The organism is Pseudomonas helleri, assembly GCF_009600315.1.
Taxonomy (GTDB): domain Bacteria; phylum Pseudomonadota; class Gammaproteobacteria; order Pseudomonadales; family Pseudomonadaceae; genus Aquipseudomonas; species Aquipseudomonas helleri_A.
Genome location: NZ_WIWC01000063.1, coordinates 1 through 14,721, shown reverse-complemented (window position 1 = coordinate 14,721; position 14,721 = coordinate 1). Strand labels below are relative to the sequence as shown.

The window sequence follows — 14,721 nt, the reverse complement described above, 5'->3', positions numbered from 1 at the left end:
GAAAGCCTTGGCTATGCAATATGATGCTCCTGCGTCAATTCAATAACCGTGTTGCACTCAGCTCCTGCAACCGCCTAGGCCTTGATCTGTAAGGGTGATGAAAAGTTGGCATAAGTATTGGATTGGTTGATGTTGCCCAATGTGTAATGACGCATGGGTTTATCTCAATTATTCAAGGAACACTTTATGGCTACGCCAGCATATATGTCTGTCACGGGTGCAAAACAGGGTTTGATCACTGCAGGCGCTTTCACTCCTGACTCAGTGGGCAATACTTATCAGGAAGGGCATGAAGACCAGGTAATGGTTCAAGGTTTTTCCCACGATGTCATCATTCCACGCGATCCCCAATAGGGTCAGCCAACCGGTCAGCGGGTACACAAGCCCGTGTGCATTACCAAGGTCTTTGACAAGTCTTCGCCGCTTTTGCTTGCCGCATTGACCTCCGGTGAACGTATGACTGAAGTCGTTATTGAGTGGTATCGAAACTCGGGTAATGGCAACCAAGAGTATTACTACACCACCACACTTGAAGACGCGGTTATCGTTAATATCAAGAGCTACATGCACAACTGCCAAGACCCTGACAATTTGCACTTCACTCATTTGGAAGATGTGCATTTTTCTTACCGCAAAATCACCTGGACTCACGAAACCAGTGGTACCTCCGGCTCTGACGACTGGCGTGCTCCAGTTTCCGGTTAGTTCGGGATAGTCCTGTGCACTGTCGGCCTGCGCAAGCAGGTCGACGGCTGGTATTCGTAATACAGGCGTCTGATGCATGATCAAGCGACCTCTACAAAACCCAACGACTTCAATCTCAGACGCACCGATGCCAAAGTGACGTTGGGTGTTTGCCCGCTAATGAAAAGCACCGTTCAACTGCGGCCCCAGAGGCTCAGGTACATCGAAGCGAGGGGTGATGCTCCAATGGACTTGCCCGCAACAACAGCGTTGCGTCAGGGCAGGCAAGCCCGGAGTGAAACCTTGCTTAAAACTCGAACTGATACTGAGCGTTAACGCTCTGTTCCTGCGAGCGGTTACCGCGCTGGTCGGTAATGCTCAAGCTCAAGGCGCTGTCACGTGCTAGGCGTGCCACAGCGCCTGCATTCATGTTCAAAACCGTGCGGTTCAACGGCGCTCCGGCAATGCGCATGCTGCTACCGCCTTGCCAGGAGGCATCCACAGTGGGGGTCAAGTCGCCACTGGCGCGGGTGTATGCAACACCGCCGTTGAAGCTTAGCCACGAAGGGCCCATGGATGTTTTGCCCATGTCCAGCGTTAGGCGTACACCGCTCGTGTTCAGGTTGACGGTCTGGTTGGCGGATTTAGCCTTCAGGGCACTGATACCTGCGGTCTCGTTGAAGCCAGCGCTACGGGAGCTGACATGTGCAAATTGCAGGTAGGGTTGCACGTCCCATGGGCCCAGGCCCCAGCGATAATTACCTTCGGTAAAGAGTTGTCGCGTGTGGTTCACGTATCGGGCAGACAGGCTGTCATCAATATCGCTGAAGTTCACCTGTCGTTTGCTGTGTACCGGGTTACGGGTGTAGGCGACCCCGCCATACACGCCGAACCCGCCCCACGTGTGACCCGCATGCACGCCTATTTGATAAGACTCGACCGTGGCTTTGCCTGCGTTCGCACTGCGCATGCTGCCTTCTGTGCTTGCCAGCAGCACGCCTGCACGCGTGCCCTGTTCGAAGTCATGGTCTGCGCCGATCATTACGCCTTTGCGCGAGTGGCTGATACGCGCGGCGTTGCCGTCTGCGTCGAGACGACCCTGACTGTTGATCGCCTGTACCCATACGGTTTGACCGGCAGAGCCAGACGGGCGGGAGGTGTTTTCCCCCGCGCTGCGTGCCCGCTGCAAGGCGGCTTCACGTATGACGCGGCTGTCTTCGATCAGAACCGACTGGATGCCGGGGTACAGTTCGCCGCTTAATTGATCCAGCGCACGGCTGGCTTCATTCGGGAAGAGCGAGGTCAGGCGCTGTGCAAGGGTGTGGGACATATCCAGCTCGTCGGCGGCGTGTGCCGTGGCGCGTTGGTTGGCGGTTTTGGCCGCAGTAACCAGCGGCTGGCCACGCCCGACGTCAAACCCTAACGTGAGAGCGTCACGGGTCTGGATAAAGCTCAGAAACGGCGAGAACTGGCGATGGTCTACCGAAGTGAACTGGCCGTTGATGCCTGCATCTGCTTGTAACACTCGGTAGTGCTTACCGAGCGCAAATGCGTCGGGCAGACGTGTCAGGCGCAATGTCCCGCCCTCGATGTGCGCCAAGCCGCTTACCTGCAGCGAGGTTGCCGCCGGGTTAAGGGCTGGGCCCACAACCAGCGTTGACCCTTCGATCTGCCGATATTCGCCGTTGATCGTCAACGGACGATGTTCGCTGCCGGGCAGAATCGTGCCTTCGACGTGGGTATCAGAGAGCTGACCATCGCCACTGAGCACGCCCGCTACAGTGACTCGGGTCAGCCCCTGATTCTGACTGCCATTGATTTGTGCGATCCCCCCGTTAACGTTTAGATCGGTGTCCTGCAAGGTGCCGTTAAGGCGCAGTAACCCACCTTGAACCGTCACATCGTCAGTGAGGCGGTTGTTGCCTTCCAGTTCCAAAAGACCGGAGTAAAGAGTGGCACCGGCAAAGCTGTTGTCTCCGCTAAGCCTGAGCCAACCTTCACCGGCTTTGCTCAGGCGTCCGGGCCCACTGATGTCGTTGCTCCAATCGTCCCAAGCGTCCCCTTGCCACACCACAGCGCCGCCCGGCCGACGATCCATCACCACGGTGGTATCGACGCGTATTTGGCCGGGGCCGTCGATGGCTTTTTTCAGGTCTATCAACCCCCAGCCATAGACATCATCGACACCAGGCTCGCCCAAATCCTGCGCGGTGGTCAGTAAAACGTCACGGATTTGTGGATTGTCGAGGTAAGGGAAGCGCTCTATCAGTAACCCCAGCGCGCCGGTTACATGCGGCGCTGCCATAGACGTTCCCGTATAAGCGGCGTAGTCAAAGTCCAGACGCTCGTCTATCAGGTTGAACCCTTCTATTTCACCGTCTTCGTCATAGTTGTTTTCAACCTGGATCGGGCCATCGAAGACGGTAGAAGTGATGCGGGTACCGGGCGCCGCCACGCACCACTCTTTGCTGTACCCGCACCGGAATGAGCTGGGATCAAGCGTCAGGTTTTGATTCAAATTGACTACGGTTACCCAGTAAGGCTCAAGTTCGGGCATGGCGCGCGGCAAGGAAGACAGCGTGTCAGCGAAAGGCGCCGACTCAGGCGTCTGATTTAGGCTCAGGGAGTTACCCGCGGCCCAGACTTGTAACAAGCCGCCGTCCAGAGACATGTTGCCCAACACACTGCCGACGGATGAGCGCTGCACCTGCAGAGCGGCATCCAGTTGCTCAACAGTGTCAACTTGTTCAGGAATGCCCCAACTGTGGTTGATGACACGCACGTTCTGTTCTTGCATTTGCTTAAACGCATTGACGTAGGCCTCGTTACTCGCGGCAACCGTCTTGATTCGATCAAGCGAGTAGGGCGCATCATTATAGATGTGACCGAAAAGTCGGATCGGACTCAGGTTTGCCCCGTATGCCACGCCGTGCATACCAGTACCGTCGCGGTTGGCCAACATGGTACCCGCCACGTGGGTGCCATGAGGGTCGTAATAGGCTCCCAGCATTCTTTTGTACCAATGAAGATCCAGGCTGGACAAGGTTCCGTTGGCGACCATGTCTTGCAGCATTGCCAATGTTTTGGGGGGTAAGTCGTTGTATTCGATACTGGCCCGATCACCTTCGGAGTAGAAGCATCCGGACTGGGTGGCGGTAGGTATTGTTTCTCTTTGGCAGCCTTCATCTGCCAAGCGAATCGGACGATGATCTTTTGCGCCAAACTCACCGTGACGCAGGTCCGTACCCGAATCAGCCAGGCTCAGACGAACGCCGTCACCGCTCAGTCCTCGGGCGTAGGCAGCATCCGCCCCGATGGCCGCCAAGCCCCAATTTGAGGTGAACTCATCGCTGCGCCAACTGGCCGTGTCGTGCAAACGGCCTTGCTCGGAATACGCCAGCGCGTGCGACGCAAAGGCCCACAAACCCGCCATCAGACTCAAGGTAAGGGGTGTCAGGGGAGGGATTTTCAAGTTCAGCATGTGTCAGCTCCATTGGATTAAAGTCCTCCAAAGAGCGTGGGGAAGTTGCAACAGAATGCGTATCGGACGGAGTTGGATTGCACGGCAGACGCCTCTGTTTGATCCGTAGGCGAATGCAATTTTTCTTACATTTAAGGGCTAAGCGCTGCCGTGAGGGCCGTGGGCGGGAGGGCAGCGGGGGCCGGATTATCGTCGTACGTGATCGTACAACCGCCTTGAGCTATTATGTCGGCAAGTTTGCCCCCGATACCTCTGAATTCGAGAAAGATCTTCACCATGGAAAACCCAAACGACATACCGCGCCTTCCTCGCAAACGCCGCAGCCTCGCGCAGGAGTTGGTGACGGTACTGTCCGATCAGATTCGCGACGGTTTGCTCAAACGTGGCGATAAGCTGCCCACCGAGTCCGCGATCATGGAAGCCCATGGCGTTAGCCGAACGGTCGTGCGCGAAGCCATTTCCCGCCTTCAGGCAGCAGGCCAGGTTGAAACCCGGCACGGCATCGGCACCTTTGTGCTGGATACACCGAGCCCGAGCGGCTTTCGCATTGACCCTGCCACCATTGTCACGTTGCGCGATGTGCTGGCGATTCTTGAGTTGCGCATCAGCCTCGAAGTGGAGTCTGCGGGTTTGGCCGCACAACGTCGCAGCCCTGAGCAACTGGCGGCGATGCGTGCCGCACTCGATGCCTTGAACGAAAGTACCGCCCGCGACGGCGATGCAGTGGCTTCGGATTTTCAGTTTCATTTGCAGATTGCGCTGTCGACCGGTAACCGTTACTTCACCGACATCATGACCCACCTGGGCACCAGCATCATTCCACGCACGCGGCTCAACTCGGCGAGCCTGGCCCATGATGACCAGCAGCGTTACATGAACCGTCTGAGCCGTGAGCACGAAGAAATCTACACCGCGATTGCCCGTCAGGATTCCGATGCGGCCCGGGCGGCCATGCGATTGCATTTGACCAACAGCCGCGAGCGTTTGCGTCACGCCCATGAAGAGGCCGAAGCGCGGGGGTGAACAGGCATAGCGGCTTGAGCCGTAGTCGCTGACGAGGAGCGAAGGCTGCGAGCTTTTATTGGCAATTCATCTGATACCCCGAAGCGCCTGCATGGCGACCGCTTGGCGCTCGAACGTAGCCTTCGTTCCTTGTCAGCGCCTACAGGTTGTTCAGACAACGTATCAGTCTCTGCAAAATATTTTTTCATCTTTTCCTTCCCTGCAGCCCTTCTAGAACAAGCATTGGGAGCTTTCGACAGGTCGCGGGCAAAGACGGTCTTCGACTAATTGGCACTCAAGGCATTGACGATTGTTTTTATAGTTGTACGATGACGTACGACACAGCCAAGCGCTGCTGGCTTTTTAATAACAACAAGCTCCCAGGGTGTTCGAATAATGAATCCACAAGAACTGAAGTCCATCCTCTCTTCCGGCCTGCTGTCTTTTCCGGTGACCGATTTCAATGCTCAGGGTGATTTTCACCGTGAGGGCTACATCAAGCGTCTTGAATGGTTGGCTCCGTATGGGGCGTCAGCCTTGTTCGCAGCGGGCGGCACCGGTGAGTTTTTCTCGCTGGCGGCCAGCGAATATTCGCAAGTGATCAAGACTGCCGTCGACACCTGCGCCACCAGCGTGCCAATCCTTGCCGGCGTCGGCGGCTCAACCCGTCAGGCCATCGAATACGCTCAAGAAGCTGAGCGACTGGGGGCCAAAGGTCTGCTGCTGCTGCCGCACTACTTGACTGAAGCCAGCCAGGACGGCGTTGCTGCCCACGTTGAGGCGGTTTGCAAGTCAGTCAAGCTTGGTGTGATCGTCTACAACCGTAACGTGTGCCGCCTGACCGCGCCGTTGCTGGAACGTCTGGCTGAACGCTGCCCTAACTTGATCGGCTACAAAGATGGTCTGGGCGATATTGAGTTGATGGTTTCGATTCGCCGCCGTCTTGGCGACCGTTTCAGCTACTTGGGTGGCTTGCCGACTGCAGAAGTTTACGCAGCTGCCTACAAAGCACTGGGCGTGCCGGTTTACTCCTCAGCCGTGTTCAACTTCATCCCGAAAACCGCGATGGATTTCTACCACGCCGTGGCCCGCGAAGATCACGCCACCGTGGGTAAAATCATCGACGACTTCTTCCTGCCGTATCTGGATATCCGCAACCGCAAAGCCGGTTACGCCGTGAGTATCGTCAAGGCAGGTGCAACTATTTCCGGTTACAGTGCAGGCCCTGTGCGTACGCCACTGACCGACTTGTTACCAGAAGAATACGAAGCACTGGCCGCCTTGATCGACAAGCAGGGTCCGCAGTAAGCAATCAACAAAGCCGCTGAGAAATCAGCGGCTTTTTGCGTAAAGGAATACGTTGGCAAGCTGCACCACCTCAAGCGACACCTGCTAGGCCGCCACACCCAAAGAGATTCACCCGCGCATAAAAATAATCAGTGGGAGTAGTTTTTACATGCAAGCGACCAAGCCTACGCATGTCCGTTATTTGATCTTGCTCATGCTGTTTCTGGTGACCACGATCAATTACGCCGACCGTGCCACCATCGCCATCGCAGGCTCCAGCCTGCAAAAAGACCTTGGCATTGACGCCGTCACCCTGGGTTATATCTTCTCCGCCTTTGGCTGGGCCTACGTGGCCGGGCAAATCCCCGGCGGCTGGTTACTCGACCGGTTCGGCTCGAAAAAAATCTATGCGCTGAGCATTTTTAGCTGGTCACTGTTTACCGTGCTGCAAGGCTTTGTCGGTGAGTTCGGCATGTCCACTGCCGTGGTTGCGCTGTTTATGCTGCGCTTTCTGGTAGGGCTGGCCGAAGCGCCATCTTTTCCCGGAAATGCCCGCATCGTCGCCGCGTGGTTCCCGACCGCAGAGCGTGGCACCGCGTCTGCCATTTTCAACTCGGCGCAATATTTTGCCACCGTACTCTTCGCGCCCCTGATGGGCTGGATCGTTTATTCCTACGGGTGGGAGCATGTGTTTATCGTGATGGGGATGTTCGGCATCGTCTTCTCGGGCATCTGGCTGAAAGTGATCTACAGCCCGCGTGAACACCCGCGTATCAACGAGGCCGAGTTCAAGCACATTGCGGAAAACGGCGGCATGGTCGACATGGATCAGAAGGGCAAGAAGGCTGACGGTCCCAAGTGGGATTACATACGCCAACTGCTGACCAATCGCATGATGCTGGGCGTTTATCTGGGCCAGTACTGCATCAACGGTATTACCTACTTCTTCCTGACCTGGTTCCCTGTGTACCTGGTGCAAGACCGTGGCATGACCATCCTGAAAGCCGGTTTTATCGCGTCATTGCCAGCGATCTGCGGCTTTATTGGCGGGGTCTTGGGCGGGGTGATTTCCGACCACTTGCTGCGCAAAGGCCACTCGCTGACCTTCGCCCGTAAAGCGCCGATTATTGCCGGTCTGCTGGTGTCGAGCAGTATTGTGGCGTGCAACTACGTGGATGTTGAATGGATGATCATCGGCTTCATGGCCCTGGCGTTCTTCGGCAAAGGCGTGGGCGCACTGGGCTGGGCCGTGGTTTCAGACACCTCGCCCAAGCAGATTGCAGGCCTGAGCGGCGGGTTGTTCAACACCTTCGGTAACCTCGCTTCCATCACCACACCGATTGTGATCGGCTACATCATCAGCGCCACCGGCACCTTTGAATGGGCGTTGGTATTTGTCGGCTGCAATGCGTTGGTGGCGGTGTTCAGTTACCTGGTCATCGTCGGCCCGATCAAGCGCGTGGTCCTCAAAGAACCACCGGCCAGCGGTCCGTCAATCGTAGAACTTTCACCCGCCCACAGTTAAGGAACGGCGCCATGACGTTGATTGAACATTCCGACTCACCGCGCTCGATTCGCTTACACCCGCGCGACAACGTGGCTGTGGTCGTCAATGACCAGGGGGTGCCGGCGGGTACCGAGTTTGCCGACGGTTTGGTGACGCTGGACTTTGTGCCCCAAAGCCACAAAGTCACCCTTGTGGACATCCCGCAGGGGGGCGAGGTGATCCGCTATGGCCAGACCATCGGATACGCTTTGCAAGCCATTGAGCGAGGCCGCTGGGTCAATGAAGACCAACTGCGCATGCCCACGGCGCCGCCGCTGGACAGCCTGCCCATGGCCACCGAGGTGCCTGGCGCCGCGCCGCCACTGGAGGGTTACACCTTCGAGGGGTTTCGCAATGCGGATGGCACCGTCGGTACGCGCAACATTCTGGGCATCACTACCACCGTACAGTGCGTGACCGGTGTGCTTGATCACGCGGTCAAACGCATCAAGGATGAACTGCTGCCGCGCTACCCCCACGTCGATGACGTGGTGGCGCTGACCCACAGTTATGGCTGCGGCGTGGCCATCACGGCGGCGGATGCTTATATCCCGATCCGTACCGTGCGCAATCTGGCGCGCAACCCCAATCTGGGGGGCGAAGCGCTGGTCATCGGTCTGGGCTGCGAAAAACTGCAGGCCGGGCAGGTCATGCATGAAAACGATCCCTCGGTGGATTTGAGCGACCCTTGGATGTACCGCTTGCAGGATTCCAGTCACGGCTTTACCGAAATGATCGAGCAGATCATGGCGTTGGCTGAAATCCGGCTGAAGAAACTCGACCAGCGCCGCCGCGAAACCGTGCCCGCATCCGAGTTGATACTGGGCATGCAATGCGGTGGCAGCGATGCCTTTTCCGGGATCACCGCCAACCCGGCGCTGGGCTATGCCTCGGACTTGCTGCTGCGGGCGGGGGCCACGGTGATGTTCTCCGAAGTCACCGAAGTGCGCGATGCTATTTACTTGCTGACCTCGCGCGCCGAAACCCAAACCGTCGCCCAGGAACTGGTGCGCGAAATGGACTGGTATGACCGTTACTTGGCCAAGGGCGAAGCAGACCGCAGCGCCAATACAACGCCGGGCAACAAAAAAGGCGGCTTGTCGAATATCGTTGAGAAGTCCTTGGGTTCCATCGTCAAATCCGGCAGCAGCGCGATCAACGGCGTGCTCGGCCCGGGCGAGCGGGTCACCCGCAAGGGCCTGATATTTTGCGCAACGCCAGCCAGCGATTTTGTCTGTGGCACCTTGCAACTGGCGGCCGGGATGAACCTGCACGTCTTCACCACGGGGCGCGGCACGCCCTACGGGCTGGCGATGGCGCCGGTGGTGAAAGTCTCGACCCGTACAGAATTGGCGCAACGCTGGCCCGACTTGATCGACATCGATGCCGGGCGTATTGCCACGGGACGGGCCTCCATCGAAGACCTCGGCTGGGAGTTGTTTCATTACTACCTGGACGTGGCCAGCGGCAAGAAACAGACCTGGGCCGAACAGCACAAACTGCACAACGACATCACCCTGTTCAACCCGGCGCCGATTACCTGAGTGGACCGTAGCAGCTGCCGCAGGCTGCGTTCGATTGCGCAGCGATCGTAAAACTGAAAACTCGGTACAACTGACATACCGAGTTTCCTGGATGTGCGACGACTGCGTCGTCGGACGCAGCCTGCGGCAGCTGCTACGTGAGAGAAGTCGTTTTACTTCGCCGTTATCACCGACAGTTTGGTAATTCCCGCACGCTCAATCGAGGCCATGGCGCGGGCCACTTCGCCGTAGTTCACGCCGTTGTCCGCCTGTAATTGCACGCGTACTTCAGGGTCTTTGGCCTTGGCGGATTTCAGGTTGAACTCCAGCACTTCAGGCTGCACCTCGTCCTTGTTGATAAATACTTTGCCCTTGTCGTCGATGCTCACCACCAACGGGTCTTTTTGCTCCACCGGGGCGACTGATTCGGTCTTGGGCAGGTTGATCGGGATCGAGTTGGTCAGCAGCGGAGCGGTGACGATAAATACCACCAGCAGCACCAGCATCACGTCCACCAGTGGCGTGACGTTGATTTCGCTCATTACTTCATCGCTGTCTTGCGTCGAGAAAGCCATATCAGGAAGCCTCTTTGACGTTTTGCCCGGCGCCAGTGGTCGCAGGCTTGTTCAGCACCGGGTGCAGCAGCACGCGGAATGCATTCTTTTGCGCAAGGCTGTAGAAGTCGTGGGCGAAGTCATCCAGGTCAGCGGCGGTCAATTTCAGACGACGCAGAAAGTAGTTGTAAACCAGCACCGCGGGCACCGCGACCGCAATACCCACCCCCGTGGCCACCAGTGCCGCACCAATGGGGCCTGCCACGGTTTCGAGGCTGGCAGAACCAGCTGCGCTGATGCCTTTAAGCGCCGACATGATGCCCCACACCGTACCGAACAGGCCGATAAACGGCGAGGTGCTGCCGATACTGGCGAGCACGGCCAGACCGGTTTCCAGCGAGCGGCGTTCGCGCACGATTTGCTGGCGCAGTGAGCGTTCAAGGCGGTCTTGATGATTGATCGAGTGGCTCAGGTCGGTGGCGTGGGCGCTTTCGCCGACTTGAATCGCCGCGTAACCGGCCTGGGCAACACGAGCTGCCGCGCCGGGTGACTGATTGGCCAGTTCGGCGGCGGCGTCGAGGCTAGTGGCCCCCCAGAATTGTTTAAGAAAACGTTTGTCCTGACGTTTCAGGCGGTTGAACTGCACGCCCTTGAGCAGGGCCAAGCCCCACGTGGCGACGGAGAAAATAATCAGCAGCCAGATGACCGCATGTTCGATGGATTCAAAAGGGGACGCGATCAGGTTCATGGTGTGGCTCTCCAACAAGGCATTAAGTCATGTGTAGCGATGCGCCTTTTGTCAGGTAGCCCGCAGTTTTGCGATCAGGGGTGAATCAGTTGATCTTGAAGTCGATGGGCACGCTCACCCAACCATCCTGTGCCACATCGCCCTGTTTGGCCGGGACAAAACTCCAGCGTTTAACCGCGGCCAGTGCGGCGTCATCCAGTGGGGTGCGGCCACTGCTTTTCTGGATCTGGATTTCGCCGGGCTTGCCGCTGGCCAGCACATGAATACGCAGCAGAACCGTGCCTTCCCAACCCCGGCGCATAGCCAGTGACGGGTATTCCGGCGCCGGGTTATGCAAGTAGCCAGCATTGGCGGAAGCGGGTGTCACCGGTTTAGGTGCGGCGGGAACGGGTGGCGCGGGTGCAGCCACGGGTGGCGCAGGCGGTGCAGGTGGCTGCTCTATGGGTTTGGCCACGGGTTTGGCGACCGGCTTGATTACCGGTTTGGGTTTTGGTTTGGGCTTGGGCGCAGGTTTGGCGGCCAATTCGTCGACCACCGGAGGCGGTGGCTCAACCACTGGCTGCACCACAGGTTCAGGCGGCGGTGGCGGCGTTTCAATCACCGGCGCGGGCGCGGAAAACTCGATAGTCATCGGTGGCACTTCCGGCGGCACGATGGGCAGCACGGTGGCCGGTGATTGGCTCACCCAATAAATCACCGCACCATGCAGTGCCAGGGCAAACAGCCCGAGCAACACGGCTTCGCGACGGCTCAAAATCCGTTTGGGTGTGCTTTGCAGACGTAACAGCGCCAGCGGTCCGCGATAGATCTGCCCCAGATCGACCAACTCGCCGATCGGTGCCTGGCGCCACAACGCCTGCGGCACAGCGCCTGCGGTTTGGACATTACCCATTGAATGACTCCACAGTGAAGGTCGTTTAATGGGTCAGAGCAATAAGTGTGCCCGAGTGTACGTAGCAGCTGCCGCAGGCTGCGTCCGGCGGCGAAGCCGTCGTAAATTCAGCGATTTGAAGGGTTGCGTTGCACACATCGGGCAGGTTTTGCGATCGCTGCGCAATTGGACGCAGCCTGCGGCAGCTGCTACGAAAGAGCAGTACGGGGGTGGGAATAAGCAGCAATGTTGCTGCGCTGTTGCCACACCAACACTTGCGCAGCCTCGATTAGAGGTGGTGTCCGGGTGGGTGAGATGGCAATATGCTACCCCTTTTTGAGCATCCCTCCTTTTTTACAGCTCACTGCCGCCATTCTGACAAGGACTCGTTGGATGCTCGTCGCACTCGTCGTCTTGAACGCGATCTATCTGATTTGCAGCCTCCTGTTCAACGCCGAACTGTTGAACATGGCCGGGGCCGACATCCCGCTCAAAAAACTCGAAGCACTGGAACTGTTCAGCCAACTGCTGGCCTCGACCAGTATGTGCTTGCTCGTTTGGCGCCTGTGTTACCACCGTTTCAAAGACAAAGGCCGGGTGCTGTGGATCTGGCTTGCCGCCTCAACGCTGATCGTCACGCCCGCCACCTGGTGGTTTCAGGGCGCTGCGCCGGACTGGATTGCGGAGCAATTTCCGGCCCCGTTACGGGTCAGCAGCTTGTACGCCTACGTGACCAAAAAAGGGCTGCTGTATGACTCGCTGACCATTCAGGGGTTGCCCTATAAAGCGTACAAAGACCAGGGCGAGGGCAAGGCCTTTATTGCCAACCTTGGCGTGTTGATGAGTGTGCAGGGCTCTTACGTAGAACGTATCGACCGGAATTTTCAGGGCTTTGCCGCCGCCGTGTTTCGGGGCTACACCGTGCGTAATGGCGAGGCGCTGTATGAGCGGCTGACAGAAAACACCGTGCCTTCAGCCGAGGACATCATCCGCACTTACACCAAACTGGAAGGCCTGCGCGCCGCAGGCATAGGCGGCAACGACAACAAGCCCATCCCCTGGCCGCGTGCGGGACGCGATCTGGGCTACACGCCGTCAATTGACGAATACGCCCGCTCTATCCCGCCGGGTATTCGCAGTCGCGACACGTTGCTTGCCACTCCCGAAATGCGCCATATGGCCCAAAGCACCCTCGGCCCGCTGTACGTGAAGGGGATGAACCTGTTCGCCACCCGCGAGCAATTTCAGCGTTACCTGCCGGCCATTGCCGACAACATGGCCGTTGATGTCGCCCACACCGACATCAAGGGGCTGGAAGGCCTCAATGTGGTCAAAAACATGTGGTTTATCCCCTTTTCGCTGCTCAGCGGTTTGTTCTTTGGCGCGATCAGTCTGGTGGTGTTGGTCATCTCCAGTATTGAAGCCTTGAGACCGCTGCGCCGGCGTATCCGCTTTGTGCGGCCGCTGGCTATTGCCGTGATTGTCGTCGTGCCGCTGGCGCTCAGTAACGGCATCGTCGATTCCGCGGGTTACCGCGATGCCTTCAGAAGTCAGGGCCGGCAACCGCTGTTAGTGGCCTCCGTATTCGACTGGGCCATGACCTCGCAAGCCATGCTTTACAACCTTACAAAACCTCTGCTGAGAGCGGAGTGATGCGACACACAAGGGAGAGTCACCGTGCGTAAGAAGTTCATCGTTTCCATGCTCGCTGTAGCGATTGCGACCAGCTCCGGCTGTGCCCAAATGGGCAATATCAACAAGCAGCAATACGGCACCGCCATCGGCGCTGTCGCGGGCGCTGTCGCCGGATCGTTTATCGGCAGTGGCAACGGCAAAATCATTGCGGTGCTGTTGACCACCACCATCGGCAGTTTGATCGGTAACAAGATCGGCGCCATGCTCGATGAGCAAGACAAGCAAGCCTTGGCGCTGCGCACTCAACAGGCGTTGAACCAGTCCGCCACAACTTCCACCCAGCCGGTGAAATGGACGTCTGCACACTCGGGTGCGACGGCCGAAATTGTCCAGGGCAAGGAGTTCACGCAGAGCAAAACGGTTGAAGTGAAGCGCGCGCCGAAGATTGCAGCCGTGCCTTCGCTGCAACTGATCAACGAACCGTACATGACCAAAAGCAGCTCCAACGTGCGCTCGGCCCCCAACAAGAACGCCGGCAAGGTGGGTGGTCTCAAAGCGGGCACCGAGTTCACCGCCGTCGGTTCGACTGGCGACTGGATTTTGGTTGGGCGCAAGGGTGTGACCGTGGGTTACGTACACAAGGATCTGGTGCAACCGTCCTCTGTGGCACTGGCCAAAAACATCAAACCGGCGGTCAACCTCGACGACATGAACGTTGCGGCGGATAAAGAAACCAAGGCGTTCGACCTGGACGCCATCCCGTCGCTGCAAACCCAGCAAGTGGTCGCAGAAACCTCGTGCCGGCCCGTGACCGTCAGCCTTAAAGCGGCCAACGGTGACAACGAGCAAGAGAACAACACCTTCTGCAAACAAGCCAACGGCACCTGGGAACTCATCTAAGGACCCCCATGAAGAACCATGCACTCGCTCTCGCAGTGGTGAGTGCTTGGGGCCTTGCGCCTCAAGCGTACTCACATGAATTAGCGTACTCCAAGTCTGAACAGATCCACGTGCTGGTAGAAGGGGACGCGGCCAACTGGTGCAAACCGGAAATCGCCATCACCATGCAACGTCCCGTCTGGGATGATCAGAAACCGTTGAACGGCCTGCTCAGCAAGCTGCCGTTTATCCTTGGGCAAGAATGCCCAAGCGCCAAGGTCAGCTGGAAAGCGGTCGATGCCAAGGGGGCGGTATACGCCACAGGCGTCGGCACGGCGACCCAGATGGGACTCGCGACCTTGACGGCGGCCCCTGCGGTGGTTGAAGCGCCAGTTGCCGCTCAAACACCTGCGCCAGCCCCCGTGGCGACGCCGGTTGTGGCGCCAGCAGCGGCCCCTGTTGCTGCGCCGGTTGCGACACAAGCACCGACCGAGGTCGCTGCCCCGGTAGC

10 protein-coding genes and 2 pseudogenes are annotated in these 14,721 nt (G+C 58.1%); 8 read left to right on the top strand and 4 right to left on the bottom strand.

All coding sequences use genetic code 11. The features are described from left to right. The first annotated feature begins 186 nt into the window (after positions 1-186). A pseudogene (locus tag GHN86_RS22315) lies at positions 187-705 on the top strand (Hcp family type VI secretion system effector). 286 nt (positions 706-991) lie between these two features. Here GHN86_RS22315 and GHN86_RS22310 read toward each other — a convergent pair. Beyond that, a complete protein-coding gene (locus GHN86_RS22310; protein ID WP_153387340.1) occupies positions 992-4,165 on the bottom strand; it encodes an autotransporter domain-containing protein in 3,174 nt (1,057 codons plus the stop codon). 276 nt (positions 4,166-4,441) lie between these two features. Between GHN86_RS22310 and GHN86_RS22305 the strand changes: the two genes are divergently transcribed. The 4 genes from GHN86_RS22305 to garD all read left to right on the top strand — a co-directional run bounded on the left by GHN86_RS22305 (position 4,442) and on the right by garD (position 9,544). Next, positions 4,442-5,188, top strand: a complete 747-nt coding sequence (locus GHN86_RS22305; protein ID WP_153380213.1) for a FadR/GntR family transcriptional regulator — start codon at positions 4,442-4,444, stop codon at positions 5,186-5,188. A 375-nt stretch (positions 5,189-5,563) separates the two neighbouring features. Next, complete coding sequence (gene kdgD, locus GHN86_RS22300) at positions 5,564-6,475, top strand: 5-dehydro-4-deoxyglucarate dehydratase (RefSeq protein WP_153380215.1); 912 nt, start codon at positions 5,564-5,566, stop codon at positions 6,473-6,475. 148 nt (positions 6,476-6,623) lie between these two features. Then, a complete protein-coding gene (locus tag GHN86_RS22295; protein ID WP_153380217.1) occupies positions 6,624-7,979 on the top strand; it encodes an MFS transporter in 1,356 nt (451 codons plus the stop codon). A gap of 11 nt (positions 7,980-7,990) precedes the next feature. Continuing rightward, positions 7,991-9,544: a galactarate dehydratase gene (gene garD / locus GHN86_RS22290; protein ID WP_153387337.1), complete on the top strand. Its 1,554-nt coding sequence runs from the start codon at positions 7,991-7,993 to the stop codon at positions 9,542-9,544. 152 nt (positions 9,545-9,696) lie between these two features. Here the strand turns inward: garD and GHN86_RS22285 are convergent, their stop codons facing one another. From GHN86_RS22285 to GHN86_RS22275, 3 genes are all read right to left on the bottom strand, one after another. After that, complete coding sequence (locus GHN86_RS22285) at positions 9,697-10,098, bottom strand: ExbD/TolR family protein (protein ID WP_153387334.1); 402 nt, start codon at positions 10,096-10,098, stop codon at positions 9,697-9,699. A 1-nt stretch (position 10,099) separates the two neighbouring features. Further along, the gene (locus GHN86_RS22280; RefSeq protein WP_153380223.1) at positions 10,100-10,825 is read right to left on the bottom strand and encodes a MotA/TolQ/ExbB proton channel family protein; all 726 of its coding nucleotides are present in this window, start codon (positions 10,823-10,825) and stop codon (positions 10,100-10,102) included. 85 nt (positions 10,826-10,910) lie between these two features. Further along, positions 10,911-11,717 carry an energy transducer TonB gene (locus GHN86_RS22275; RefSeq protein ID WP_153387332.1) on the bottom strand — a complete coding sequence of 269 codons (807 nt, stop codon included), beginning with the start codon at positions 11,715-11,717 and terminating at the stop codon, positions 10,911-10,913. A gap of 372 nt (positions 11,718-12,089) precedes the next feature. Here GHN86_RS22275 and GHN86_RS22270 point away from each other — a divergent pair, with 372 nt between their 5' ends. From GHN86_RS22270 to GHN86_RS22260, 3 genes and pseudogenes are all read left to right on the top strand, one after another. Continuing rightward, the gene (locus GHN86_RS22270) at positions 12,090-13,349 is read left to right on the top strand and encodes a hypothetical protein (RefSeq protein ID WP_153387330.1); all 1,260 of its coding nucleotides are present in this window, start codon (positions 12,090-12,092) and stop codon (positions 13,347-13,349) included. A gap of 24 nt (positions 13,350-13,373) precedes the next feature. Next, entirely contained in the window at positions 13,374-14,231 is an 858-nt protein-coding gene (locus GHN86_RS22265; RefSeq protein ID WP_323369420.1) for an SH3 domain-containing protein, read from the top strand. Between the two features lie 8 nt (positions 14,232-14,239). Next, positions 14,240-14,721, top strand: a pseudogene (locus tag GHN86_RS22260) (hypothetical protein); the annotation flags it as partial.